Annotated in this window: 17 protein-coding genes and 1 pseudogene; 5 read left to right on the forward strand and 13 right to left on the reverse strand. The window is 72.0% G+C overall.

All coding sequences use genetic code 11. The annotated features are described in order from the left end of the window. Positions 1-212 precede the first annotated feature (212 nt). Complete coding sequence (gene proS, locus AC061S_RS25690) at positions 213-1,625, reverse strand: proline--tRNA ligase (RefSeq protein ID WP_385433993.1); 1,413 nt, start codon at positions 1,623-1,625, stop codon at positions 213-215. A gap of 142 nt (positions 1,626-1,767) precedes the next feature. On the opposite strand from proS, the gene AC061S_RS25695 reads away from it, so the two are divergent. Then, entirely contained in the window at positions 1,768-2,445 is a 678-nt protein-coding gene (locus AC061S_RS25695; protein WP_478688251.1) for a methyltransferase type 11, read from the forward strand. Between the two features lie 49 nt (positions 2,446-2,494). Here AC061S_RS25695 and ftsH read toward each other — a convergent pair whose 3' ends face one another. The 6 genes from ftsH to nsdA form a co-directional block, all read right to left on the reverse strand. Next, positions 2,495-4,324, reverse strand: coding sequence for an ATP-dependent zinc metalloprotease FtsH (gene ftsH, locus AC061S_RS25700; RefSeq protein ID WP_478688267.1), 1,830 nt, complete (start codon positions 4,322-4,324; stop codon positions 2,495-2,497). A 236-nt stretch (positions 4,325-4,560) separates the two neighbouring features. Further along, a complete protein-coding gene (ffh, locus tag AC061S_RS25705; RefSeq protein WP_478688252.1) occupies positions 4,561-6,135 on the reverse strand; it encodes a signal recognition particle protein in 1,575 nt (524 codons plus the stop codon). Positions 6,136-6,316: 181 nt separating this feature from the next. Then, a complete protein-coding gene (locus AC061S_RS25710; protein ID WP_478688253.1) occupies positions 6,317-8,746 on the reverse strand; it encodes a [protein-PII] uridylyltransferase in 2,430 nt (809 codons plus the stop codon). A 17-nt stretch (positions 8,747-8,763) separates the two neighbouring features. Next, a complete protein-coding gene (locus tag AC061S_RS25715) occupies positions 8,764-9,102 on the reverse strand; it encodes a P-II family nitrogen regulator (protein WP_478688254.1) in 339 nt (112 codons plus the stop codon). Next, a complete protein-coding gene (locus tag AC061S_RS25720) occupies positions 9,099-10,445 on the reverse strand; it encodes an ammonium transporter (RefSeq protein ID WP_478688255.1) in 1,347 nt (448 codons plus the stop codon). Before AC061S_RS25720 ends, AC061S_RS25715 begins: the two co-directional genes overlap by 4 nt. 334 nt (positions 10,446-10,779) lie before the next feature. Then, entirely contained in the window at positions 10,780-12,213 is a 1,434-nt protein-coding gene (nsdA, locus tag AC061S_RS25725; RefSeq protein WP_403712877.1) for a transcriptional repressor NsdA, read from the reverse strand. Positions 12,214-12,699: 486 nt separating this feature from the next. On the opposite strand from nsdA, the gene AC061S_RS25730 reads away from it, so the two are divergent. After that, positions 12,700-13,371 (forward strand): bifunctional DNA primase/polymerase, encoded by a 672-nt coding sequence (locus tag AC061S_RS25730; RefSeq protein ID WP_478688256.1) that lies wholly within the window; start codon positions 12,700-12,702, stop codon positions 13,369-13,371. 78 nt (positions 13,372-13,449) lie between these two features. Here the strand turns inward: AC061S_RS25730 and ftsY are convergent, their stop codons facing one another. Further along, positions 13,450-14,664, reverse strand: coding sequence for a signal recognition particle-docking protein FtsY (gene ftsY / locus AC061S_RS25735; RefSeq protein WP_478688257.1), 1,215 nt, complete (start codon positions 14,662-14,664; stop codon positions 13,450-13,452). Between the two features lie 289 nt (positions 14,665-14,953). On the opposite strand from ftsY, the gene AC061S_RS25740 reads away from it, so the two are divergent. Together AC061S_RS25740 and AC061S_RS25745 are read left to right on the forward strand one after the other, a co-directional pair. Further along, positions 14,954-16,405 carry a cytosine permease gene (locus AC061S_RS25740; protein WP_478688258.1) on the forward strand — a complete coding sequence of 484 codons (1,452 nt, stop codon included), beginning with the start codon at positions 14,954-14,956 and terminating at the stop codon, positions 16,403-16,405. A 63-nt stretch (positions 16,406-16,468) separates the two neighbouring features. Beyond that, complete coding sequence (locus AC061S_RS25745; RefSeq protein WP_385370385.1) at positions 16,469-17,455, forward strand: LLM class flavin-dependent oxidoreductase; 987 nt, start codon at positions 16,469-16,471, stop codon at positions 17,453-17,455. Between the two features lie 48 nt (positions 17,456-17,503). On the opposite strand, the gene AC061S_RS25750 is transcribed toward AC061S_RS25745, so the two are convergent. From AC061S_RS25750 to AC061S_RS25765, 4 genes are all read right to left on the reverse strand, one after another. Next, on the reverse strand, positions 17,504-18,934 hold the full coding sequence (locus AC061S_RS25750) for a sugar porter family MFS transporter (protein WP_478688259.1): 1,431 nt from the start codon (positions 18,932-18,934) through the stop codon (positions 17,504-17,506). A 179-nt stretch (positions 18,935-19,113) separates the two neighbouring features. Next, the gene (locus AC061S_RS25755) at positions 19,114-23,406 is read right to left on the reverse strand and encodes an AAA family ATPase (RefSeq protein WP_478688260.1); all 4,293 of its coding nucleotides are present in this window, start codon (positions 23,404-23,406) and stop codon (positions 19,114-19,116) included. A 226-nt stretch (positions 23,407-23,632) separates the two neighbouring features. Next, the gene (locus AC061S_RS25760; protein ID WP_030227372.1) at positions 23,633-23,848 is read right to left on the reverse strand and encodes a hypothetical protein; all 216 of its coding nucleotides are present in this window, start codon (positions 23,846-23,848) and stop codon (positions 23,633-23,635) included. Positions 23,849-24,214: 366 nt separating this feature from the next. Further along, complete coding sequence (locus AC061S_RS25765) at positions 24,215-24,496, reverse strand: acylphosphatase (RefSeq protein ID WP_478688261.1); 282 nt, start codon at positions 24,494-24,496, stop codon at positions 24,215-24,217. A 147-nt stretch (positions 24,497-24,643) separates the two neighbouring features. Between AC061S_RS25765 and AC061S_RS25770 the strand changes: the two genes are divergently transcribed. Next, positions 24,644-25,510, forward strand: coding sequence for a CAP domain-containing protein (locus AC061S_RS25770; protein WP_478688262.1), 867 nt, complete (start codon positions 24,644-24,646; stop codon positions 25,508-25,510). Here the strand turns inward: AC061S_RS25770 and AC061S_RS25775 are convergent. Next, a pseudogene (locus AC061S_RS25775) lies at positions 25,510-25,648 on the reverse strand (bifunctional DNA-formamidopyrimidine glycosylase/DNA-(apurinic or apyrimidinic site) lyase); the annotation flags it as partial. The gene AC061S_RS25770 and the pseudogene AC061S_RS25775 overlap by 1 nt on opposite strands.

Raw genomic sequence — 25,648 nt, forward strand, 5'->3', positions numbered from 1 at the left:
GAGCCGGGGTGCCCCGGTGTTCCGATTCCGGGCCATTCCAAATTTTTTGCACGTACCAGTCAGTTCAGTCTCATGCGTCCCGACGAGGACGGGTGCGCATATCTCAGGAGGAGTCGGTACGTAACGCGGCCTACCGGCCGGCGGCGACGCGCACGCCCCCGGCGTGCGGCGAGTGCCGCACGCCGGGGTGTGAGAGCCGTCAGCCGGACCGGCTAGTACGAGCGCGCGACGATCGCGAGGTTGCCCGGGGCGTCGTCCGCCTGCGGCACCGACCCGTCCTCGGCGATCAGGCAGCGCACGGAGACGGCCTGCTCGGCGAGCTTGGCCTCGCCCTCGGGGCCGAGGTCGGCCCACGGGATCCGCGCCCAGCCACCGGCGATGGCGGCCTCGGCGGCCTCCTCGATGGTCGAGACGTCGGAGGTACGGGAGATGCGGCGCTCGCGGGACTCGCGCAGCAGCTGCTCCTGGTCCTCCTCCAGCACCTTGGGCAGCAGGGCGGCGAGGTCGGAGATCTGCACGGCCTCCTTGCCGCCCGGGATCCGGCGGGCCAGCATCGCGGTGCCGGCCTCCAGGTCGCGGGGGCCGATCTCGACGCGGACCGGTACGCCCTTGAGCTCCCAGTCCACGGCGCGGCGGCCGAAGGGGGTGTCGACGCGGTCGTCGACGAACACCCGCAGGCCCGCGGCCTTGAGCTGGGCGCCCAGCTCGCGGACCTTCGCCACGGCCTCGTCGCCCTTGATCGCCATGACGACGACCTGGACGTGCGCGAGGCGCGGCGGGACCCGCAGGCCGTTGTCGTCGCCGTGCGACATGATCAGGCCGCCGACCATGCGGGTGGAGACGCCCCACGAGGTCTGCCAGACGAGCTCCTGCTTGCCTTCCTTCGACAGGTACTGCGTGTTGAAGGCCTTGGCGAAGTTGGTGCCGAGCTCGTGGCTCGTGCCGAGCTGCAGGGCCTTGCCGTCGCCCATCATGCCCTCGAGGGTGAGGGTGTTGATGGCGCCGGCGAAGCGCTCCTTGGCGGTCTTGCGGCCGAGCACGACGTCGATGCCGAGCACGTTGGTCATGAAGTCGCCGTACACGTCCGTGTGGATGCGGGCGGCGTAGTCGCGGGCGTCCTCGTACGAGAGGTGGGCCGTGTGGCCCTCCTGCCAGAGGAACTCGCTCGTACGGAGGAACACGCGCGGGCGCATCTCCCAGCGGACCACGTTCGCCCACTGGTTGATCAGCAGGGGCAGGTCGCGGTAGCTCTGGACCCACTTGGAGAAGTACTCGTTGACGATCGTCTCGGAGGTGGGGCGGACGACGACCGGCTCGTCCAGCTCCTTGCCGCCGCCGTGCGTGACGACCGCGAGCTCGGGGGCGAAGCCCTCGACGTGCTCCGCTTCCCGCGTCAGGTAGGACTGCGGGATGAACAGCGGGAAGTACGCGTTCTGGGCGCCCGCGTCCTTGATGCGCGCGTCCATCTCCTGCTGCATCCGCTCCCACAGCCCGTAGCCGTACGGTCGGATGACCATGGTGCCGCGTACCGGACCGTTGTCGGCCAGCTCGGCCTTGTTGATCAGATCCTGGTACCAGCGGGGGAAATCCTCCGCCTGAGGGGTGAGAACGGGTGCCTTTGCCATGGCGCGAATGGTACGGCGCCCGGAGTGCCGAACGTGAATCGGGTGCGAATCGGGTGGCGCGCTCCTCTGGACGCGGGGGCGAATCGGGAGTTCCCTGGCAACGGGGGCATGGGGGCGACACGGAATCAGGAGCGCTCTTTCGATGACACCGACGCCGACGGCGACGCTTGTCGCGCGGGACTGGGCGGAGATCCAGGAACGGATGCTGGTACCGCTGTACGAGGCGGTCTACGACCGGCTGGAGGTCGGGCCGGGCGACCGGCTGCTGGGCCTCGGCTGCGGGGCCGGACTGGCCCTTCTGCTGGCCTCGGGCCGGGGAGCCCTGGCCACGGGTGTGGAGACGGATCCGGCACGCCGGACGCTGGCCCGGGAGCGCCTCCTGGAGGTCCTCCCGGCTCCGCCCGCACCCGCGGTGCCCTACGACGTCCTGCTGGCCTTCTCGCCCACCCCGGGCGCCCTGGCCGCGGCCCTGCCGGCGCTGCGCCGGCCCGGCGGCGCGGTGGTGCTGGCCGACTGGGGTCCGGCGGAGCGGTGCACGGTGCCCTCGGTCCTGGGCGGCGGGCCGGCGGCGCGGGACCTGGACGGGATGGCGGCCGCCGCCGGGCTGGTGCCGGACGGGTCGGGGCGGGTGTTCTGCCCCTTCGGGTACGCCGACGTGGACAGCGCGGTGCGCGGGCTGCTGTCGACCGGGCTGTACGAGCACTCCGACCCGGTCCAGGTGGAGAAGGAACTGGCGGAGGCGCTTCACCCGTACGAACGGGGTGACGGGGCCGTCTGGCTGCCGAACATCTTCCGGTACGTCATCGCCCGTACGGCGTAACCGGGGTGACCGTCGCCGTGCGGGGCCGCCGGCCGGCCCCGCACGGCGCTCACTTGTGGAGCCGGGTGATGCCCGCGGCGGCGTAGGCGGCCGGTTCGTCCAGCGTTTCGTTGGCCATCAGGGCTTCCGCGAGGGCGTCCAGCTTGTCGCGGTTCTCGCGGAGCAGGAAGCAGGCCTTCTCGTAGCACTCGTCGACGATCCGGCGCATCTCGTGGTCCACCGCGTCGAGGGTGGCGGGGGCCGCGGAGAGGCCGTAGGGGCTCTGTCCGTCCGAGGGGATGGCGGTGAGCCGGCCGATGCGCTCGCTCATGCCCCAGCGGCCGACCATGCCCCGGGCGATGTTGGTGACCTGTTCGAGGTCGTTCTCCGCGCCGGTGGTGATGACGTCGTAGACGACGTGCTCGGCGGCCATTCCCCCGAGCGCCCCGATGATGCGGCCGCGCAGGTACTCCTCCGTGTAGGCGTACCGGTCCGCGTCCGGGGTGGAGAGGGTCACGCCGAGCGCCCGGCCGCGCGGCACGATGGTGATCTTGCGGACCGGGTCGGCGCCGGGCTGGAGCATGCCCAGCAGGGCGTGCCCGCCCTCGTGGTAAGCGGTGCGGCGGCGATCCTCGTCCGACATGACCAGCGGCCGTTCCGCGCCGAGCTGGACCTTTTCCAGCGCGTCGGAGAGGTCCGACTGGGTGACCTCCTGCTGCTGGCGCTTCACGGCGAGCAGGGCCGCCTCGTTGGCTAGGTTGGCCAGTTCGGCTCCGGTCATGCCCGGCGTCGTACGGGCCACTTGCGCGAGGTCGACGCCGTCGGCGAGCGGGATGTCCCTGGTGTGGATGCGGAGGATGGCTTCCCGGCCGCTCTTGTCGGGCGGGGAGACGACGACGGTGCGGTCGAAGCGGCCCGGCCGGGTCAGCGCCGGGTCCAGGACGTCGGCCCGGTTGGTCGCGGCGAGGACGACCACGCCTTCGGAGCCGGAGAAGCCGTCCATCTCGGTGAGGATCTGGTTCAGGGTCTGCTCGCGCTCGTCGTGGCCGCCCATGCCCGCGCCGCCGCCGCGCACCCGCCCGATGGTGTCGATCTCGTCGATGAAGACGATCGCGGGGGCCACTTTCCGGGCCTCGGAGAAGAGTTCGCGCACCCGGGACGCGCCGACGCCGACGATCATCTCGATGAACTCGGAGGCCGAGGCCGAGAAGAACGGCACCCCGGCCTCGCCCGCGAGGGCGCGGGCGAGCAGGGTCTTGCCGGTGCCGGGCGGGCCGGCGAGCAGGACGCCGCCGGGCATGCGGGCGCCCATCTTGCGGTACTCGTCCGGGTTCTTGAGGAAGTCCACGACGTCGTTGAGCTCGCCCTCGACCTCGTCGATGCCGGCCACGTCCTCGAAGGTGGTGCGCTTGACGCCCTCCAGCTCGACCGGCTTGGGCGGCGTCTTGCGCCCGAGCCCGCCCATGCCGCCGCCCATCGCCGATCCCATCCGGCGGGCGATGACCACCCACAGGAGGACCAGCAGCAGCATCGGGGCCAGGGAGATCAGCAGGTTGGCCAGGAAGCTGCGCTGCACGACGACCGGGGAGGCCGTGACGACGACGTTCTGCTTGGTGAGGTTGGCCCACAGGTCGTCGTCGGCGAAGGCGGGGCGCTGGGAGACGAACTTCTTGTAGTCGCCCTCGTCCCCGTCCGGCTTGGGCTGTTCGGTCTTCAGTTCGCCCTGGATGGCGTCGCCCTTGGCGTAGATCTTCGAGACGTTGCCGTTCGCGACCTGCTTGCTGAACTCGGTGTACGAGATGGTCGGCTCGTCGCCCTCGTTGAAGAAGGAGAGCACCAGGTTGGTGATCAGGTAGACGATCAGGGCGGTGAGGATCAGGCCGCGCCAGCCTCCGGGCATCCGCTTCTTCGGCGGCGGGGCGGGGGGTGCGCCTTCGGAGCGCCAGGGCGTATCGGCCCGGTCGCGGGGCGGTACGGGGGTGGGGCTGGGCACGTAGGCCTCCTTCTGCCGTCCTCCCGGCCGACCATAAGCGACAAACCGGACCGTCGCCCCTGGCGGGAGCCCATACGGCGAAGCCCCGGCCGGAGGGATCCGGCCGGGGCTCCTGTGGCTCCGTACTGCTACTGCACGAACTGCTACTTCATGAACTTCTTGAACTCGTCCGGCAGGTCGAAGTCCTGACCGGGCTGGGCACCCCCGGTGGGAAGGCCGAACGGGTTGCCGCCGGCGGCGGGCTCGATCGCCTCCGGACCCGCCTCGCGGCGCGCTGCCGCCGCGGCCTCTTCTTCCTTGCGCTTCATCGGGTTGCCGCTCTTGCGCTTGCCCTTGGCCTGCTTGACCTGCTTCTTCTGCCGGCCGGGGCCGCCGCCCATCCCGGGGATGCCGGGCATGCCCGGCATGCCGCCGCCCTGGGCCATGCGGGACATCATCTTGCGGGCCTCGAAGAACCGCTCGACGAGCGACTTGACGGCGCTGACCTCGGTGCCGGAGCCCTTGGCGATACGGGCGCGGCGCGAACCGTTGATGAGGTGCGGGTCCTGGCGCTCGGCCGGGGTCATCGACTTGATGATCGCGGCGGTGCGGTCCACGTCGCGCTCGTCGATGTTGTTGATCTGGTCCTTGATCTGCCCCATGCCCGGGAGCATGCCGAGCAGCTTGGAGATGGAGCCCATCTTGCGGACCTGCTCCATCTGGGCCAGGAAGTCGTCGAGCGTGAACTCCTTGGGCCCCTTCTGCAGCTTGGCCGCCATCTTCTCGGCCTCGGCCTGCGAGAAGGTCTTCTCGGCCTGCTCGATCAGGGTGAGCATGTCACCCATGTCGAGGATCCGGCCCGCCATGCGGTCCGGGTGGAAGGCGTCGAACTCGTCGAGCTTCTCGCCGTTCGAGGCGAAGATGATCTGCTTGCCGGTGACGTGCGCGATGGAGAGCGCGGCACCGCCGCGGGCGTCGCCGTCGAGCTTGGAGAGCACGACGCCGTCGAAGCCGACGCCGTCGCGGAAGGCCTCGGCGGTGTTGACCGCGTCCTGGCCGATCATGGCGTCGACGACGAAGAGGATCTCGTCCGGGCTGACGGCGTCGCGGATGTCCGCGGCCTGCTGCATCATCTCGGCGTCGATGCCGAGGCGGCCGGCGGTGTCGACGACGACGACGTCGTACTGCTTGGTGCGCGCGTACTCGATGGAGTCCTTGGCGACCTGGACCGGGTCGCCGACGCCGTTGCCCGGCGCGGGTGCGTAGACGGCCACGCCGGCCCGCTCGGCCACGACGCTGAGCTGGTTGACGGCGTTGGGGCGCTGGAGGTCGCAGGCGACGAGGAGCGGGGTGTGGCCCTGCCCCTTCAGCCACACGCCGAGCTTTCCGGCGAGGGTGGTCTTACCGGCGCCCTGGAGGCCGGCGAGCATGATCACGGTGGGCGCGGTCTTGGCGAAGCGCAGCCGCCGGGTCTCGCCGCCGAGGATGGAGACCAGCTCGTCGTTGACGATCTTGAGGACCTGCTGGCCCGGGTTCAGGGCCTTGGAGACCTCTTCGCCGCGGGCGCGCTCCTTGACGTTCGCGATGAAGGAGCGGACGACGGGGAGGGCGACGTCGGCCTCGAGGAGGGCGATACGGATTTCCCGCGCCGCAGCGTCGATGTCCTGCTCGGAGAGGCGGCCTTTGCCCCGGAGGGACTTGAAGGTCGCGCTGAGGCGGTCGGAAAGCGTATCGAACACGGTGGTCGCGATTCCTCGGGTCAGGGGGCGTGTGGTCGCCCCCAGGGTATCGGGCCGCGCCACCCCCCTGGCCCTGCGGGCGGCATTCCCCCTACCCGCCCTTTCACCGTTTCCCGGGGCGGAGCCCCGGGAAACGGTGAAAGGGCGGGTAGGGGACGGCCCCGCGCAGCGGCCGCCCCCGCTACGCCAGGGCCGCCTGGACCGAGCCCGCCAGGGCTGCCGCCGCCGACGCCGTCAGGGGTTTGCCGTCCGCGTCGACCACGTACACCGTGTCCACCGCGTTCGCGCCCAGCGTGGACACGTGCGCGCTGCGCACCCGCACGCCGGAGGACTCCAGCGCCCGCCCGATCCGGTGCAGCAGCCCGACCGCGTCGGGGGCACGCACCTCCAGAACCGTGGCCAGGGAGGAGACCTCGGGCACCACCGTGACCCGGGGCGGCGGCGGTACCACCCCGCGCCTGCGCGGGTACGCCGCCTCGCGGTCGGCCAGCTTCGCCGGGACGTCCAGCGAGCCGTCCAGGGCCCGCACCAGATCGGTGCGCAGCCGCGCGGCCTCCGGCAGGGAGCCGTACTCCGCGGCCACCCGCCACCGCAGGACCAGTACCTCACCCAGCCGGTCCGGGAGCTCCATCGAGCGCAGGTCGGCCGCGCGCACGGTGAGCCGGTGCAGTGCCAGCACTCCGGCCACCGCGGGCAGGACTCCCGGCTGGTCGGGGACGGCCACCACCAGTTCCACCCCGACCGCGTCCTCCTCCTGCCGGGCGTGCAGGGCCAGGACCGGCTCCCCGGTGCGCAGCGCCTCCACCGCCAGGCGCTCCTGCTCCGTGGTCGGGATCTCCAGCTCCGTCACCGCCGGGGCGGCCCCGCTCAGCACGGCGGCGACCCGCGCGACCAGGTCGGCCACGAGCGAGCCGCGCCACGCGCTCCACGCCGCCGGGCCGGTGGCCAGGGCGTCGGCCTCCGTCAGCGCGTGCAGGATCTCCAGCGTCCCGGGCGAACCGACCGCCTCGGCGACCGCCTTGACCGTGGCCGGGTCGTCCAGGTCCCGCCGCGTCGCGGTGTCGATCAGCAGCAGGTGGTGGCGGACGAGCACTCCCAGCACCGCGACGTCCTCGGCGTCGAAGCCCACCCGCAGCGCCATGTCGCGGGCGATGGTCTCGCCGGCCACCGAGTGGTCGCCGGGCCAGCCCTTGCCGATGTCGTGCAGCAGCGCGGCCATCAGGAGGAGGTCGGGGCGGCCCACCCGGCGGGTCAGCTCGGAGGCCCGGACGGCCGTCTCGACGAGGTGGCGGTCCACGGTCCAGGTGTGCACCGGGTTGCGCTGCGGACGGCACCGCACCCGCTCCCAGTCGGGCAGCAGCTTCGTGATGATCCCCTCGGCCTCCAGGGCCTCCCACACGGCCACCGTCGGCTCCCCAGCGCCCAGCAGGGTCAGCAGCTGCTCCCGGGCCTCGGCCGGCCACGGCACCGGCAGCGGCTTCGCCTGCGCCGCGAGCCGGCGTACGGCGTGCAGCGAGACGGGCAGTCCGGCCTGGGCGGCGGCCGCGCCGAAGCGCAGGGGCAGCACCGGGTCCCGGTCGGGCCGCGCGGCCAGGGCCAGTACGGCCTCGCCGTCGGACTCGACGACGCCTTCGGCGAGCGGCGCCCGCTCCGGTACGGAGCTCCGGGTGCCGAGCAGCCCGCGGAGCCGGGGGCGGGCGGACCGCGCCCGGAGCACGCGCCCGACCTCGCGCCAGGTCACGTCACCGGCGTACGAGACCACCCGCGCGGCCTCGTACACCTCCCTGAGCAGGGCGTCGGCGTCGAGCAGACCGAGCTGCGCCGCGACCGGGGTCTGTTCCTGGAGGGAGAGCCGCTCGGTGGCGCGGCCGGTCACCAGGTGCAGCGCGTCCCGTGCGTCGAGCAGCCGGCGCCTGGCTTCGGCGAGGCCCTCGCGCGGGGCGTCGGCCAGCCAGGACGCGGCGACGGCCCGCAGCGCGGTGACGTCGCGCAGTCCCCCGCGGGCCTCCTTGAGGTCGGGTTCCAGCAGGAAGCGGAGCTCCCCGGCCCGCTCGGCCCTCTCACGGCACAGGGAGTGCAGCTGGGGCAGCCGTTTGGCGGCGTGGTTGCGCCAGTCCGCCAGGACGGAGGTGCGCAGTCCCGCGAGCAGCCCGGCGTCGCCCGCGACGGGCCGGGCGTCGAGCAGTCCGAGGTGCACCTTGAGGTCTTCGGCGGCGGTCTTGCGGGCTTCGCCGGGGGTGCGCACCGAGTGGTCGAGGGCGAGGCCGAGGTCCCAGACGGGGTACCAGAGCCGGTCGGCCAGGGCGGCCAGCGCCCGCGGTTCGGCCTTGCCGTCGTGAAGCAGGACGAGGTCGAGGTCGCTGCGGGGGGACAGTTCGGCGCGGCCGTAGCCGCCGACGGCGACGAGGGCGGCGCCCCGCACGCCCGTCTCCCGTACGGCGGTGGCGAACAGCGCCTTGAGCCAGTCGTCGGTCAGGGAGGCCAGGGCGGAACGCCGGGAAGGCCCGGACCGCGACTCCTCCTGGAGGAGTCGCAGCCGGGCCGCGGCGTATCCGCTGGGTCCCTGGTCGGCGGTGTTGCCGCCGTCAGTGGTCTCTTCGACACTCGTCACCCAGAGGTTCCCATCGCCTAGAGCGCGTCAGCGCCACGTTCACCGGTGCGGACCCGGATGACCGAGTCCACGGGGATGCTCCACACCTTGCCGTCGCCGATCTTGCCGGTCTGGGCGGCGTCGACGACGATCCGCATCACGTCGTCCGCGTCGCCGTCCTCGACGAGCACCTCTATGCGGATCTTCGGTACGAGGTCCACGGTGTACTCGGCACCCCGGTAGACCTCGGTGTGTCCGCGCTGGCGGCCGTATCCGCTGGCCTCGGAGACGGTGAGTCCCTGGACTCCGAAGCGGTGCAGGGCTTCCTTGATCTCGTCCAGCCGGTGCGGCTTCACGATCGCGGTGATGAGCTTCATGCGTCAACCTTCTTGCTCGCGGCGGCAACAGGGGCGGGGGCGGCGGTGCTCCGGGAGGAGGAGCCGCCGCCGGCTCCGCTGAAGTCGTAGGCGGTCTCGGCGTGTTCGACCTGGTCGATGCCGGAGACCTCGTCGTCCTCGGTGACCCGCATCCCGATCGTCTTGTCGAGGAGGAAGGCGAGTACCGCGGATGCCACGAGAGAGTAGGCGAGGACGGCGAAGACTCCGATCGCCTGCTTGCCGAGCTGCTCCAGGCCGCCGCCGTAGAAGAGGCCCGCCACGTCGGACTGGACCCCGCCGGTGGCGAAGAAGCCCACGAGCAGGGAGCCGATGACACCGCCGACGAGGTGGACTCCGATGACGTCGAGGGAGTCGTCGTAGCCGAACTTGTACTTCAGGCCGACGGCCATGGCGCACACGACACCGGCGATGACGCCGATGGCGATCGCGCCGAGCGGGGAGACGGCGCCGCCGGAGGGGGTGATGGCGACGAGGCCCGCGACCGCGCCGGAGGCGGCGCCGAGGGTGGTGAAGGAGCCGTGGCGCAGCTTCTCGTAGCCGAGCCAGGCGAGCATGGCGGCGGCGGTGGCGACCTGCGTGTTGACGAACATGACCGCGCCGACGCCGTCGTCGTTGCCGAGCCAGGAGCCCGCGTTGAAGCCGAACCAGCCGAACCACAGCAGGCCCGCGCCGAGCATCACGAGGGGGAGGCTGTGCGGGCGCATCGGGTCCTTCTTGAACCCGACGCGCTTGCCGATGACCAGGATCACGCCGAGGGCCGCGGCGCCCGCGTTGATGTGGACGGCGGTGCCGCCGGCGAAGTCGATGACCCCGAGCTCGAAGAGCCAGCCGCCGGCGCCCCACACCCAGTGGGCGACGGGGAAGTAGACGATGGTGACCCAGAGGGTGATGAAGAGGGCCCACGCGCTGAACTTGACGCGGTCGGCCAGTGCGCCGCTTATCAGCGCCGGGGTGATGATCGCGAACATCAGCTGGAAGACGGCGAAGACGTAGACGGGGATGGTGTAGCCGTCCCACAGCTCGGTGATGCCGATGCCGCTGAGTCCCACGTAGTCGGAGCTCCAGCCGATGAGCGAGCCGGAGTCGGCGCCGAAGGCGAGGCTGAATCCGTAGAGGACCCAGAGGATCGTGACGATCCCGAGGCTGATGAAGCTCATCATCAGCATGTTGAGGCTGCTCTTGACGCGGACCATGCCTCCGTAGAAGAAGGCGAGTCCCGGGGTCATCAGCATGACCAGGGCGGAGCAGATGAGCATGAACCCGGTGTTCGCGGAAGACAGCGTGGGGGCGTCTGCCGCGAGGGTCGTGATGGCTGATGCCATCGGCGTCTCCTCGTCGTCGGTACGTTCGCGTGCGGGCGATCGTGAAAACCTGAGCGGCGCTGGTGCGAATCAGGCCTGAGGGTGTTCCGGCCCGGGGGCTGGCCGGTTATTGGCCCTGAGATTCGCGCAGGCCGGTTTCCGGCGGCGCCGCTGGGTGTTTCGCGTCGATGACGAAGAGGTCCGGCGTGTTACGCCTCCATGAACGAGTGGTTCATGAGGGTGGCGGGTGAGAACCCGGCCGCGGCGATGACCCGGGGAACCTGGCTGGGGGAGCCTGATCGGGCTTCACGGGGTGACTGCCGCGGCCGGGGGCCTTGGGGCGGCCGGGTGGCCGTCAGACGGCCTCCGCGGCCTCGGGGAGGCGGGAGGCGAGGTGGTCGGTCAGCCGCACCACGTCGGCGACGTCGCCGTACTCACGCGCGGCGGTGTCGACGGTCTTGCGCAGCCGGGTGTTCACCCGTTCGGACCGCACCTTTCCCGCCACGTCCAGGGCGCGGCCGACGAGGACCGTGGCCTGCTCGGGCTCGCGCTGGAGCAGGTGGACGGTGGCCATGCCGATGAGGTTGAGGGCGTAGGAGCGCTGGTGCTCCTCGTCCTTCTCGAAGAGCTCGACGGCGCGCTCCATGACCGGTTCGGCGAGGGAGGCGTACATGGGGCTGCGGCCCGCGACGTAGGCCAGGTCCCGGTAGGAGTGGGAGTTCTCGCCGTTGAGCTCGGCCTCGGAGAAGAAGCGGATCCAGTCGGGCTCGGGCTCGGCGTCGAAGCCGACGTCGGAGAAGGTGTCCTCGGCCATCCGCACGGCCCGCTTGCAGCGGCTGGGCTGGCCCATGTTGGCGTAGGCGCGGGCCTCCATCGCATACAGCATGGCCTGGGTACGGGGCCCCGCGCAGTCGCGGCTGCCGTACTGGGCCAGGTGGATGAGCTCCAGGGCGTCCTCGGGGCGGCCCAGGTGGATCATCTGGCGACTCATGCTGGAGAGGATGTACGAGCCCAGCGGCTTGTCCCCGCCCTCCTTCGCGGCGTGCAGCGCGAGGACGAAGTACTTCTGCGCGGTGGGGTGCAGGCCGATGTCGTAGCTCATCCAGCCGGCGAGTTCGGCGAGTTCGGCGGCGACCTTGAAGAGCCGCTTCATGACCGGCGCCGGGTGGTTCTCCTGGAGCAGGTCGGTGACCTCGTGGAGCTGGCCCACGACGGCCTTGCGGCGCAGTCCGCCGCCGCACTGGGCGTCCCACTGGCGGAACATCACGGTGGTGGCTTCGAGGAGGTCCACCTCGGGCTCGGAGAGCCGGGGCGGCCGGTGGCCGCTCAGGGCGCCCGTCGGCCCCGCCTCCCGGGGTCCCGGGTCGGCGGCCGGGACCGGTACGAGCCAGCGCTGCATGGGCTCGATGAGGGCGGGGCCGGCGGACAGGGCGAGCGAGGTCCCGAGGAAGCCGCGGCGGGCCAGCATCAGGTCGCTGCGGGAGAACTCGCCGAGCAGCTCGATGGTCTGCGGTCCGGCCCAGGGCAGGTCGACGCCGGAGACGGAGGGGGTCTGGTGGGCGGTGCGCAGGCCGAGGTGCTCGATGGCGACGACGGAGCCGAAGCGCTCGGAGAAGAGCTCGGACAGGATCCGCGGGACGGGCTCGCGGGGCTGTTCGCCGTCGAGCCAGCGGCGGACCCGCGAGGTGTCGGTGCTGATGTGGTGGGCGCCCATCTGGCGGGCGCGGCGGTTGACCTGGCGGGCGAGCTCGCCCTTGGACCAGCCGCTGCGGACGAACCAGGACGTCAGCTGCTCGTTGCGGACGGTGGCGTCCTGCGGGGAATCCTGTGCGGAATCCCGCGCGGAGTCCCGGTCCGGCGTCCCGGCGGACGACACGCCGGACTCCGCACCCGTTCCGCTTGCGCCGTTGCCGCTCACTGGAACGCCCCCATCCGTCAGCCTCTTCTACACGAAACCCAGTCGGGAAACGGTCTTCACAGGTCCTTCACGCCATGCCTCCGGCATACCCGCGAACACGTCTTCCTTCGCGCTTCGTGCACCGAAAGTAATCCTACGATCACCCCTTCGGCGAGGTCGATCCCGGAAACGCCACCATTCGCCACCCCTTCGAATGAACTCGCCACCGGCCAGGCGCGATTCACTTGACACGAAGGCAGAACCGATCGGTTGGACAGGAGTGCGCACGGGGCGCGCGCGGCGAGGAGTGCGCCGGGCATCCGGTCCGGCCGACCTCGTAACCACCGGCACGTCCGACCCGTTGGAGGGGGCATGGGCATGGGCTTCACGATCGGCGGCAGCCGCGGCACCAAGGAGTTCCGTTCCGGCGCTCGGCGCCGCGGCCGGACCTCGGAGTGCACGGCGGTGGCGGAGTACACCGGACTCTGGGGCTGGGACGTGGTCCCCGGCGCCCGGGCCGCGGGGCCCGCCCGCGACTGCTCCTGCGGTCATACGAGTTGCGGTGCGCCGGGGGCGCATCCGCTGGCCCTCGCTCCGACGGTCCCGGCCGGCGCCACCCTCGACGAGGTCACCGAGACCTGGAGCGGGTACCCGGGAGCCGCGGTGCTGCTCCCCGTCGGGCGCTCCTTCGACGTCATCGAGGTCTCCGAGGAAGCCGGACGGCGGGCGCTGGTCCGGCTGGAGCGGATGGGCCTGCCGCTCGGCCCGGTGACCGCGACCCCGGACGGCCGGGCCCAGTTCTTCGTCGCCCCGGGGGCGGCGGCCGGGCTGCCGCAGCTGCTGTACCGGATGGGCTGGGACGACGCCGGTCTCGATCTGCGCGCCCTGGGCCAGGGCTCCTACGTCACCGCCCCGCCCTCGGACTTCGCGGGCCTCGGCCCGGTGAGCTGGCTGCGGCCGCCGGCGCTGGACTCGGCCGGGGATCCCCCGCAGGCCCGCCTCCTGCTGGGCACCCTCGCCTACCTCTGCCACCGGCTGCGCCGCCCGTAACCCGCACTCCGCCCATGGCAGTGCCCCCGGGTCCTGGGGACCTCGGGGGCACTGGCCGACGTAGGAGCGTCGGGGCGTTCAGTCGCCGATCAGGGCGTCGACGAAGGCCTCCGGCTCGAAGGGCGCCAGGTCGTCCGCGCCCTCACCGAGGCCGATGAGCTTGACCGGGACTCCGAGCTCGCGCTGGACGGCGATGACGATGCCGCCCTTGGCGGTGCCGTCGAGCTTCGTCAGCACGATGCCGGTGATGTCCACGACCTCCGCGAACACCCGGGCCTGGGTCAGGCCGTTCTGCCCGGTGGTGGCGTCCAGGACCAGCAGGATCTCGTCGAGCGGGCCGTGCTTCTCCACGACGCGCTTGACCTTGCCGAGCTCGTCCATCAGACCGGTCTTGGTGTGCAGCCGGCCGGCCGTGTCGATGAGGACCACGTCGGCGCCCTCGGCGATGCCCTCCTTGACCGCGTCGTAGGCGATCGAGGCCGGGTCGCCGCCCTCCGGGCCGCGCACGGTGCGCGCCCCGACCCGCTCGCCCCAGGTCTGGAGCTGATCGGCGGCGGCTGCGCGGAAGGTGTCCGCCGCGCCGAGCACGACGCTGCGGCCGTCGGCGACGAGCACGCGGGCGAGCTTGCCGGTGGTGGTCGTCTTGCCGGTGCCGTTCACGCCGACGACCATGATCACGGCGGGGGTGTCCACGCCGCTCTCGGTCTTCACCGCGCGGTCGAAGTCGGTGTCGAGGAGCGTGATCAGCTCCTCCTTCAGCAGGGCGCGCAGATCGGCGGGGGTGCGGGTGCCGAGCACCTTGACCCGCTCGCGGAGCCGGTCCACCAGCTCCTGGGTCGGTGCGACACCGACGTCGGCGATGAGGAGGGTCTCCTCGATCTCCTCCCAGGTGTCCTCGTCGAGGTGCTCGCGGGAGAGCAGCGTGAGCAGCCCCTTGCCGAGCGTGTTCTGCGACCGGGCGAGGCGGGCGCGCAGCCGGACCAGGCGGCCGGCGGTGGGCTCGGGCACCTCGATCTCGGGCGCGGCCGGAACCTCGGCGACGGGGGCTTCGGGCTCCGCGACCGGGGCCTCGGCCTCGGGCAGCACGACCTCTTCGATCGTGCGGCGCGGCTCTTCCGCCGTCGGTGCGGCGTCCTCCCCCACCTGCGGTTCGGCGGGCGGGGCAGTGATGGTCGGCGTGCTGGGCGGGGCCGTGGGGGGCAGCTGCTTCTTCTTGCGGCTGCTGACCACGAGCCCGCTGATCGCACCGACCGCGACCAGGGCGATGACTACGGCAAGGATGAGGATTTCCATAACGCGTTCAGTATGCGTGACCTCATAGACCTCGCCTCGTTTGTGGAGGTGAGGCTCATGTCCTCCACGGGCCGGGCTGGCCCGTCGTCCGACCGCGCGTCGGCGAGAAGCCCTTCGGGGCGGAGTCACAACCCGTCCAGTATCGGACCGGTTCGCGCGCACTCGGCGCGCCTAGAGATACGGCCCTGTAGTTCCCTACAGGGCCGTAAGCCTCTATTTGTGCTTTTTGCGGTGAATCTACGATGATGAGCAGTCCCCCACGCCCCGCCGCCCCCCACGGAGTACACCTATGCCTGCCGAGACCGCCGTCGAGTCGCGCGGCCTGGAGCCCGTCCCGGACGCCGAGCGCCGCGGCCGGGTTCGCGAGCTCGTCCCGACCTGGGTCGCCGCCAACATCAGCGTGCTGCTGCTGACCATGGGCGCCGGTCTCGTCATCTTCAACAAGCTGAACGTCTGGCAGGTGCTCGTCGTCGCGATCGCCGCGCCCGTCGTCTCCTACGGGCTCGTCGGACTCATATCCATCGCCGGCAAGCGCGGCGGCTCGCCCGGCATGGCGCTCTCCCGGGCCGTCTTCGGCCAGCGCGGCAACCTCTTCCCCGGCGCCCTGATCTGGGTCGCGCGCTGGGGCTGGGAGACCATCAACGCGGTCAGCGGCGCCTACGCCGTCCTGACCGTCCTCGACCTGGTCTTCGGGATCAAGAAGAACACCGCCCTGATCGTCGTCACCCTGCTCTTCTTCGTCGGCTGCACCTTCCTCGTCTCCGGCCTCGGCATCAACGCGCTGCGCGTCTGCTCCACGTGGTCCACGTACCTCTTCGGCGCCTTCAGCGTGCTCGTGCTGGGCTACCTGATCGCCGAGACCGACTGGTCCGCCGTCTTCGCCAAGCCCGCCGGCTCCACCGCGATGTTGATCGCGGGCATCGGCACCATCGCGGCCGGCGGCATCAGCTGGGTCCCGTCCGGCCCGGACTTCACCCGCTACCTGCCCCGTACCGCCTCCGCCCGGGGCATGGTCGGCGCGACCATCGGCGGCGCGGCCGTCGTCGTGATCCCGATGGTGCTCATGGGCGCGGTGATGGCGGTCGCCACCCCCGATCTGGCCACCGCGCAGGACCCGGTGTCCTTCATCGGCGAACTGCTGCCGACCTGGATCGCGGTCCCGTACCTGCTGATCGCGCTCGTCGGCATGCTGCTCATCAACTCGATGTCCATGTACTCGGCGGGCTTCACCGCCCAGACCCTCGGCATCAAGGTCCCGCGCGCGGCGGCCGTCAGCGTCAACGCCGTCATCAGCCTGGTCTTCGGCTTCCTGCTCATGGTGGTCGCGACCAGCTTCTTCGGCTCGTTCATCTCCTTCCTGACCCTGCTGGCCGTGGCCTTCTCCGCCTGGATCGGCGTCTTCGGCGTGGACATGCTGCGCCGGCCGTCCTACGACGGGGCCGCGCTCCTGGACACCACGCGGACCAGCGCGTACTGGTACAAGGGCGGTTTCGCCTGGCAGGCCATGACCGCCTGGGGCCTGGCCCTGGCGGTGGGCCTGCTGTTCACGAAGGTCGACTGGTTCAGCGGTCCGCTGGCCACCACCTGGATCGGGCAGAACGGCCTGGGCTGGGCGGCGGGCATCGTCACCTCGGCCGCGCTGTACGCGGTCCTCCCGCGCACGCCGGCGGCGCCGGAGCGCCCGGAGGCCCCCGAGGTCCCGGCGCGGGAGCAGGTCCCCGCCGGATCCCTGTCCAACTGACGCAACGTCAGCTAACGTCCCCCTTCGCCCGCCCACCCACCTCCGGCGAAGGGGGACTTCTCCATGCCCATCACCGTGGCCCGGTTCAACCTCATCGATCCGAACGGCACCCCGGAAACCCTCTCCGCCCGCTACAAGGCCGCGCTGGAGATGGCGAAGTACGCGGACGACCGCGGGATCGACACCATCCAGACCGAGGAGCACCACGGCACCGACAACAACTGGCTGCCCTCCCCCTTCGCCTTCGCGGGCGCGGTCTTCGGCGCCACCCGCCGGATCGCCGTCACCGTCTCGGCGATCATCGGCCCGCTGTACGACCCGCTGAAGGTGGCCGAGGACATCGCCGTACTGGACCTGCTCAGCGGCGGCCGCCTCGTCACGGTGGCCGGCATCGGCTACCGGCCCGAGGAGTACGAGCAGCACGGCGTGGAGTGGGGCCGGCGCGGCAAGCTCCAGGACGAGCTGCTGGAGACCCTGCTGAAGGCGTGGACCGGCGAGCCGTTCGAGTTCCGCGGCCGTACCGTACGGGTCACCCCGCGGCCCTTCACCCAGCCGCACCCGCTGCTCCTGGTCGGCGGCAGCTCGGAGGCGGCGGCCCGCCGGGCGGCCCGGCTGGGCCTGCCGTTCTTCCCGAGCGCGCACCTGCCCGAGCTGGAGGCGTACTACAACGCGAAGCTCGCGGAGTACGGCACGGAGGGCTTCTGCATGATGCCGGCGGCCGAGACCCCGCTGCTGCACATCGCGGAGGACCCGGACCGGGCCTGGGACCAGTACGGCGAGCGCTTCCTGCACGAGGCCGGGATGTACGCCTCCTGGCAGTCCAAGGACATCCGCAGCGCCGTACGGTCGGGCGCCCACACGGTGGCGGAGCTGCGCGCCGAGGGCGTGTACCGCATTCTGACCCCGGACGAGGCGGTCGCGTACGCCCGCGGCGCCGGCGAGGCGGGGAACCTGGTGCTGCACCCGCTGTGCGGCGGGATGCCCGTGGACGAGGGCTGGCGGAGCCTGCAGCTGCTGTGCGAACAGGTGCTGCCCCGCCTCAAGGACTGAGACGGGGCAGCACCTCCTCTGAGAGGAGAGGGGCGTTGGCGGGGGTGGTCAGCCCATCTCCTCCAACGCCTTGCCCTTGGTCTCCGGCACCCACTTGAGGATGAACGGGATCGAGAGCACGGCGAAGACCGTGTAGATGACGTAGGCGCCGGACAGGTTCCAGTCCGACAGGGTCGGGAACGACACCGTGATGACCCAGTTGGCGATCCACTGGGCGGCGGCGGCCACGCCGAGCGCGGCGGCGCGGATCCGGCCGGGGAACATCTCCCCGAGCAGCACCCAGACGACCACGCCCCAGGACAACGCGAAGAAGAGGACGAAGCAGTTGGCGGCGACCAGGGCCACGATGCCCTGGGCGTGCGGCAGCGCGATGTCGTCGCCGGCGCCGGACTTGTACGAGAACGCCCAGGCGGCCAGGCCCAGCGAGATCGCCATGCCGACGGAGCCGATGAGGGCGAGCGGCTTGCGGCCGATCCGGTCCACGAAGATCATCGCGATCACCGTGCCGATGATGTTCACGACCGAGGTCTCGAAGGAGTACAGGAACGAGGCGCTCGGGTCGATGCCGACCGACTGCCACAGCGAGGAGCTGTAGTAGAAGATCACGTTGATGCCGACGAGCTGCTGGAAGACCGACAGGCCGATGCCGATCCAGACGATGGGCAGGAAGCCCCGCTTCCCGAGCAGGTCCTTGAAGGTGGACTTGTGCTCGGAGCGCATGGCGTGCTCGATGTCCGCGACGCGCCCGTCGAGGTCGACGTGCTCGCCCTCGACCTCGGCGAGCACCTTCCGGGCCTCGGCGTTGCGGCCGACGGAGATCAGGAAGCGTGGGGATTCCGGGATGACGAAGGACATCAGCCCGTAGAGCACGGCGGGGACCACCATCACGCCGAGCATCCACTGCCAGGCTTCCAGGCCGCCGATCTCGCCGCGCTGGTCGCCGCCCGCGAGGTTGAGGATCCCCCAGTTGACGAGCTGGGAGACGGCGATGCCGATGACGATCGCGGCCTGCTGGAAGGAGGCGAGCCGGCCCCGGTACGCGGGCGGGGACACCTCGGCGATGTAGGCCGGGCCGATGACCGAGGCCATGCCGATGCCGAAGCCGCCGATGACCCGCCACACCGCCAGGTCCCAGAGGGCGAAGGGCAGGGCCGAGCCGATGGCGCTGGCCGTGAAGAGGACGGCCGCGATCTGCATGCAGCGGATACGGCCGATCCGGTCGGCGATGCGGCCGGCCGTGGCGGCGCCGAGGGCGCAGCCGATCAGCGCGGCGGCGATCACCTGGGCGAGGGTGGCGGGCCCCACGTCGAAGCGGTCCCGGATCGCGACGACCGCGCCGTTGATGACGGAGCTGTCGTAGCCGAAGAGGAATCCACCCATGGCGGCGGCCGCGGTGATGAAGATGACGTGCCCGAGGTGGTCGGGCTGCGATGCAGGGCCGCTGCCTGAGGCCGAGGCCCGCGCTGTGCTGCTGGTCAAGGTCTGCTCCTGCGTGCCGGCCGCGGTGACGGGCTGAGGGTGTGATCCCTTCCAGTGGCGCACAGGTCAAGATCGGGCACCATCCGGAGGGGCCATCGGTGGCGCACCTGCCCCGCAGGGGCCCGCCCACACCCCCCGGCCGCACCCTGCGAGGCCCCGTCCCGTCGCCCCGTCACCCGTCACCGCAGGCGCTGGCTGATGACCTTCGAGACCCCGTCGCCCTGCATCGAGACCCCGTAGAGCGCGTCGGCGACCTCCATCGTCCGCTTCTGGTGCGTGATCACGATCAGCTGTGAGCTCTCCTGCAGCTCCTCCATGATCCGGATCAGCCGTTGGAGGTTGGTGTCGTCGAGCGCGGCCTCGACCTCGTCCATCACGTAGAACGGGCTGGGCCGCGCTTTGAAGATGGAGACCAGCAGGGCCACGGCGGTCAGCGAGCGCTCGCCGCCCGAGAGCAGCGACAGCCGCTTGACCTTCTTGCCCGGCGGCCGGGCCTCGACGTCGACGCCCGTGGTGAGCATGTTGTCGGGATCCGTCAGGATCAGCCGGCCCTCGCCGCCGGGGAACAGCCGCGAGAACACCCCCTCGAACTGGCGGGCCGTATCCCGGTACGCCTCCGTGAAGACCTGCTCGACCCGCTCGTCGACCTCCTTCACGACCTGAAGGAGGTCGGCTCTGGTCTTGCGCAGGTCCTCCAGCTGCTCGCTGAGGAACTTGTGCCGCTCCTCCAGCGCGGCGAACTCCTCCAGCGCCAGCGGATTGACCTTGCCGAGCTGCTGGTAGGCACGCTCGGCCGCCTTCAGCCGCTTCTCCTGCCGGGCCCGCACGAAGGGCTCCGGCCCGGCGTCCCCGGCCGCGGCGTCCTGCTCCTCCCCGTCCGCGGACGGGCTCGGCGGCACCGGCTGGTCCGGCCCGTACTCGGCGACGAGACCCTCCGCCGCCATCCCGAACTCCTCCAGGGCACGGCTCTCCACCTGCTCGATCCGCATGCGCTTCTCGGCGCCGAGCACCTCGCCGCGGTGCACGGAGTCCGTGAGCTTGTCGAGTTCGCCCTTCAGGCCGCGGCCCAGTCCCCGGGCCTCGTCGAGCTCGCGTTCCCGCAGCCCCTTCGCGTACTCGGCGGACGTGCGCTCCCGCACGGCGCGGGTCAGCGACACCTCGATGTGCGCGAGCAGTTGGCGGGCTCCGGCGGCGACGGCCGCGGCCACCTGCGCCTCGTACCGCAGCCGTTCCCGGCGGCGCTCGGCCCGGGCACGGGCCTCCCGCTCGGCCCGGGCCCCGCGGTCGAGGGAATCGGCCCGGCCCGCGAGCCCCTTCACCCGCTCCTCATGGGTCCTGAGCTGCAGGCGGGCCTCCATCTCGGTCTGCCGCGCGTTCGCCCCGTCGGCCGCGAGCCGGTCCCTGCGGGAGGTGTCCGGCTCCTCCTCCGCAGGCATCTCCTCCGCGACGGCGAGCCGTTCCGCACACTCCTCCACGTCGGCCAGCGCCTGCTCCAGCGCATCCTGCGCCGTGGCCACGGCCGCGGCGGCGCGTTCGGCTTCGCCCAGCGCCCCCTTCGCCTGCCCGGCGAGCCGCCCGAGCTGCTGCGCGACGCCGGCTCGGGCACGCTCGGCGGCCCGCCGGAGCTCCCCGAGCTCCTCGACCCGGGCCCCGGCCGCCACCCGGCGCGTGTCGGCGGCCTCCTTCTCACCGGCCAGCACCAGACACCGGCCGTCCAGCCGGGCCAGCTCCGCGGCGGCCTCGTCGACGGCGGCCCGCACCTCGATCAGGCTGGGCACCCCGGCGGACCCGCCGTGCGCGAGGTGCGCCCCGAGCACGTCGCCCTCGGCGGTCACGGCCACCAGCTCGGGCCGCGCGGCGACGAGCGCCTCGGCCTCGTCGAGCCCCCCGACCACCACGAAGTCCCGCAACACCCACGCCACGGCCCGCACCACCTCGGCGTCCCCCCGCACGAGCCCCCCGGCGGCAACCACCGGCTCCGCGCACGCCGAAGCCCACACCTGAGCCCCGCCGACGGCCACACCCGCCGCAGCCAGGGACCCGCCCCCAGCGGAAGCCACCGGCCCCGGCACACCCGGCCCCGCCGGCGTTGGGTACGCGGAGTCCGGGGCGGAGCCCCGGTTTCGGGAAGGGGCGGGGTGGGGCAAAACCGCCCCCGCCGCGCCCCCGCCGTCCGCGCCGCCCCCGGAAACCCGCTCCAGGCCCGCGGGCCCGACACCGGTTCCGGAGCCCGGGCCCTGGCCCTGGCCCTGGCCCTGGCCCAAGCCCGGGTCCTGGGCCGAGTCCGGGTCCTGGGCCGAGTCCGGGTCCTGACCCGAGGCCGGGTCCTGGGCCGAGGCCGACTCCTGACCCGAGTCCGACTCCTGACCCGAGTCCGGGTCCTGGGCCGAATCCGGGTCCTGGCCCGAGGCCTCGCCCGAGGCCGACTCCTGGCCCGAGGCCTCGCCCCGGGAGTGGGCCGCGCCCTGAACCGAGCCCTGGACCGAGGCCGGACCCGGCGCTCGATCCTGATCCGCAGCAGCCACCACGGCTTGGGCCGCCTGAGCCGAGGACGAATCGCGGGCCTGAACCTGGGCCGAGGCCGAGGCCGAGGCCGTGCCCGAATCCGGGGCTTGCGCCTGGCCGGGGACCCCGGCCCCCGCCACCGGACCGCCGGAGGCCGCCGCCTGGCCCGGGACCCCGCCCCCCACCGCCGAACCGCCGGAGGCCACCGCGCCCGGAGCGATCAGGAAGGCGGCCCTCCCCGCATCGCCCTCCCGGAGGTACCGGATCGCCCCGGCCGCCGCCGCCGTCGACGTGACGGCCACCGCGTCCGCCGCCGCGCCCAGCGCCGCCGCCACCGCGACCTCGTACCCCGGGGTCACGGACAGCCGCTGCGCCGCCGGCCCCAGCAGCCCCTCCAGCCGCGCGGCGAGCAGTTCCGCCGTACCGTCCTTGCGGCGCAGCCCCATCGCCAGGGCATCCCGTCGCGCCGACACCGCCGCCCGCGAACGCTCCGCCGCGGCCAATGCGTCCCGGGTCTCCCCGAGTCCGGCCTCCGCCGCAGCCAGCTCCGCCCGCGCGGCCTCGTACTCCCCCAGCCCCGAAGGGGATCCGGAAGCCGAGCCGGAACCAGAGCCCTCCCCCGCGCCCGACCCGGGAGACTCTCCCTCCCCGACTTCCTCCGCCAGCGCCTCGTACTCCTCGCGCGCCTCCTCCGCCCGCGCCCGCGCCCCGTCCCGCGCCACGACCAGCCGGTCGATCTCCGCCTGGGCCGCGCCCGCACGGGACCGGGCCGCGCCGAGCCGGCCCGTCAGCCGCGCCAGCGCCTCGCGCCGGTCGGCGATGGCCCGCGCCACGTCCCGTAGCCGCCGTTCCTCGTCGGCCAGCGAGCGCTCCAGCTCGGCCCGGTGGGCGACCGTGTCCTCCAGCGCCCGCGCGGCCGCTTCCAGCGCGGCCGTCAGCTCCGCCTCCTGCTCGCGGATCCGCGCGGCCTCCTTCTCCATCTCCTCCGGGTCCCGGCCCGGCCGCTCCTCCTCGGCCGGCGCCGAGGCCGAGGTGACCCGGGCGTCCGCCAGCGACACCGTCCCGCGCACCCGTTCGGCGAGCTGCGACAGCTCGTACCAGGTCTGCTGCGCCCGCTGGAGCCGTGGCGCGAGTTCCCGTACGGCCTCCTCCAGTTCGGATTCCCGCCGTACCGCCGCCGCGAGCTGCGCCTCGGCCGCGTCCTTGCGTTCCTTCAGCGCCGCCTCGTCCGCGATCTCCGCGTCGAGCGCGCCCTTCAGCGTCACGAGGTCGTCGGCGAGCAGCCGCAGCCGTGCGTCCCGCAGGTCCGCCTGGATCACGGCCGCCCGCCGGGCCACGGCCGCCTGCCGCCCGAGGGGCTTGAGCTGGCGCCGCAGCTCGTCGCCGAGGTCCTGCACGCGCGCGAGATTGGCCTGCATCGCGTCCAGCTTCCGCAGCGCCTTCTCCTTGCGCTTGCGGTGCTTGAGCACTCCGGCCGCCTCCTCGATGAAGGCGCGGCGGCCCATCGGATCGGCGTGCAGTACGGAGTCCAGCTGGCCCTGTCCGACGATGACGTGCATCTCGCGGCCGATGCCGGAGTCGGAGAGCAGTTCCTGGATGTCGAGGAGGCGGCAGGTGTCGCCGTTGATCTGATACTCGCTGCTGCCGCCGCGGAACATGATCCGCGTGATCGTGACTTCGGCGTACTCGATGGGCAGCGCGCCGTCGGAGTTGTCGATGGTGAGCGAGACCTCGGCGCGGCCGAGCGGCGGGCGGCCGGTCGTGCCGGCGAAGATGACGTCTTCCATCTTCCCGCCGCGCAGGGACTTGGCCCCTTGTTCGCCCATGACCCAGGAGAGCGCGTCCACCACATTGGACTTGCCGGAGCCGTTGGGGCCCACGACACAGGTGATGCCCGGCTCGAAGCGCAGGGTGGTCGCGGAGGCGAAGGATTTGAAGCCACGCAGGGTCAGGGACTTGAGGTGCACGCCGCCGGACTCTACCTTTCACGTTCGGTTTCGCCCATGAAGGTGCAGGGCACATCAGACGTTAAAGGAATGGGCCCCCCACCTGGCGCAACGCCGCCCGGCAGCCGCGTCCGCGGGTGGGAAGAGCGGCATACGGAGCGGGAACGGGACGGAAAGAAAGAAGGGACGCCGAAGCGTCCCTTGCAGATCATGCGGTTCTGTTGATCGAGCGACGAGGGAGCGCGGATCAGGTGAGCGCAGGCTCCGCCTGGGGTACGTCGAGGTCGATGCTGTCAAGCAGCGAGTCTCCGTGCTGTGCGGCGGCCGCGTTCAGAGCGTCGTTTTCGGACTGGATTCGTCCGAGCTCGGACTCGAGGTCCTGGACGCGCTGCTGAAGCCGTCGCATCTCGGCGAGGAGTCGCGGGTCGGAACCGCCGACGTAACCGAGAAGCGCCTTTGCCATGATGGATGGTCCTCCACACTGAGTGACCGACCGAAGCGGTGTGGGTCGTGAGGGAATCGCACCCGCGGATGTCCGGCAGCGACTGTCAGTCACTGCATCGATCTTTGGCTGACACTGTGTACTGCCAGCACTGCCAAACAGCTCAGGTGCGCGGGGCTTCCAGCGTCTCACCAAAAAGTTTGACGGTCAACACGATCACGCCCCGTATCGGCGGGCATCCCGGCCCCCGCAAGGGGCGTGGAGATCATCCTCGTCTCCGAGCCTTCCACGGATCCGCCCCGTCGGCAACGCGTCGGCGATGAATGCGCAGTTCCGACCGCATGCGGACCATCCGGCGATGTGTTCAGTGCATGATCAGTCGATCGCTCACCGGATCGCGAACCCGTCGTAGCCGCCGCGCGGTGTGCCCCAGATCTCTGTCACCCCGTCCACCCTCCCGGGCGTGTCGGCGCCGTGCAGCCACTCCAGGAGCCGGTGGCAATTCTCACGTTGACCTTCGGCCACCACCTGTACTCGCCCGTCGTCCAGGTTGAGCGCGAAGCCGGTCACTCCGCCGATCTCCATGGCGTTGGCCCTGGTGAACCAGCGGAAGCCCACTCCCTGTACACGGCCGCGCACCCAGGCGGTCATCCGCACATCTTCGTTCATGCCTGAACGCTAACCGGGCAAACAAATCCGGGGCACCTCACCCCCTGTCGCCATGGCGTACAGTCGCGCAGCAATGAGCTCACCCATTTGGGTGAGTAAAGGTTGATCTTGAAGCGTTGATCTCGAACCCCAGGAAGGTGAGCCGCGATGGGACGCCACCGACTCCACGCCGCGCCCCGCCGCGGCGGCAAGCGCCGCACCGCCCTGCGAGGCGGACTGCTCGGCGCATCCGTGGCCGTGGTCCTCGGCACGGCGGCCGTCACCACGGGCGTCGTCCCGGTCGGCTCCTCCTTCCCCTACGTAGGGGTCACGGCCGCGAGCTCCGACGCGAAGACGGCGGAGTCCAAGGCCAAGGCCTCGCCCAGCCCCGAGAGCGCGCTGCAGCAGCAGGGCGGCCTCGCCAACCTCTCCGGCCGGGCTTCCACAGGAGCGGGCACCCCTTCTTCCGCCCCCTCCCCCTCCGCCTCGCCGTCCCCGTCGGCCACCCCTTCCCCGTCTCCCTCCACGGAGCCGTCGAAGACCCCGGTGGCGAGCCCCACCCCGACCCCGGTGAAGCCGAAGCCTTCCGCGCCGAAGCCTTCCGCTCCGAAGCCCTCCGCCCCCGCGGCCCCGACGGCCCCGCCCACCTCGGCCGGCCACTCCGCCGAGGAGACCGCCGTGCTCACCCTGGTGAACCAGGAGCGCGCGCAGGCCGGCTGCGTTCCGGTCCGGGCGAACCCGCCGCTGGCGGCGCTGGCCGGAGCCTTCAGCAAGGACATGGCCGTCCGGGGCTTCTTCGACCACACCGACCCCGACGGCAACACCCCGTGGGACCGTGCCACCAAGGCCGGCATATCGGGGATGGGCGGCGAGAACATCGCCCGCGGCCAGGGCGACGCGGCGGCCGTGATGAAGGCCTGGATGAACAGCCCCGGCCACAAGGCCAACATCCTCAACTGCGAGTTCCGCACCCTGGGCGTCGGCGTGTACAACGCCGCCGGCGGCCCCTGGTGGACCCAGAACTTCGGCTTCTAGCAGCGGCGACGGGGCTCGTCCTCCCGCCCGTAGGCGTCGAGGGAGCGGTCGAAGTAGCCGGACTCCCCGTTGACGTTGACGTAGAGGCTGTCGAAGCTGGTGCCGCCGACGGCGAGGGCCTCGTTCATGACGTCACGG

The organism is Streptomyces sp. CA189 (genome assembly GCF_056428985.1).

Excerpts from the sequence above, each read along its gene's own strand:
- AC061S_RS25730 (WP_478688256.1), top strand. The coding sequence starts at position 12,700 with ATGGGCTTCACGATCGGCGGCAGCCGCGGCACCAAGGAGTTCCGTTCC.
- AC061S_RS25765 (WP_478688261.1), bottom strand. The coding sequence starts at position 24,496 with ATGAACGAAGATGTGCGGATGACCGCCTGGGTGCGCGGCCGTGTACAG.
- AC061S_RS25715 (WP_478688254.1), bottom strand. The coding sequence starts at position 9,102 with ATGAAGCTCATCACCGCGATCGTGAAGCCGCACCGGCTGGACGAGATC.
- AC061S_RS25740 (WP_478688258.1), top strand. The coding sequence starts at position 14,954 with ATGCCTGCCGAGACCGCCGTCGAGTCGCGCGGCCTGGAGCCCGTCCCG.
- AC061S_RS25695 (WP_478688251.1), top strand. The coding sequence starts at position 1,768 with ATGACACCGACGCCGACGGCGACGCTTGTCGCGCGGGACTGGGCGGAG.
- AC061S_RS25770 (WP_478688262.1), top strand. The coding sequence starts at position 24,644 with ATGGGACGCCACCGACTCCACGCCGCGCCCCGCCGCGGCGGCAAGCGC.
- proS (WP_385433993.1), bottom strand. The coding sequence starts at position 1,625 with ATGGCAAAGGCACCCGTTCTCACCCCTCAGGCGGAGGATTTCCCCCGC.
- AC061S_RS25720 (WP_478688255.1), bottom strand. The coding sequence starts at position 10,445 with ATGGCATCAGCCATCACGACCCTCGCGGCAGACGCCCCCACGCTGTCT.
- ftsH (WP_478688267.1), bottom strand. The coding sequence starts at position 4,324 with ATGCCCGGAGGCTGGCGCGGCCTGATCCTCACCGCCCTGATCGTCTAC.
- AC061S_RS25760 (WP_030227372.1), bottom strand. The coding sequence starts at position 23,848 with ATGGCAAAGGCGCTTCTCGGTTACGTCGGCGGTTCCGACCCGCGACTC.
- ftsY (WP_478688257.1), bottom strand. The coding sequence starts at position 14,664 with ATGGAAATCCTCATCCTTGCCGTAGTCATCGCCCTGGTCGCGGTCGGT.
- AC061S_RS25745 (WP_385370385.1), top strand. The coding sequence starts at position 16,469 with ATGCCCATCACCGTGGCCCGGTTCAACCTCATCGATCCGAACGGCACC.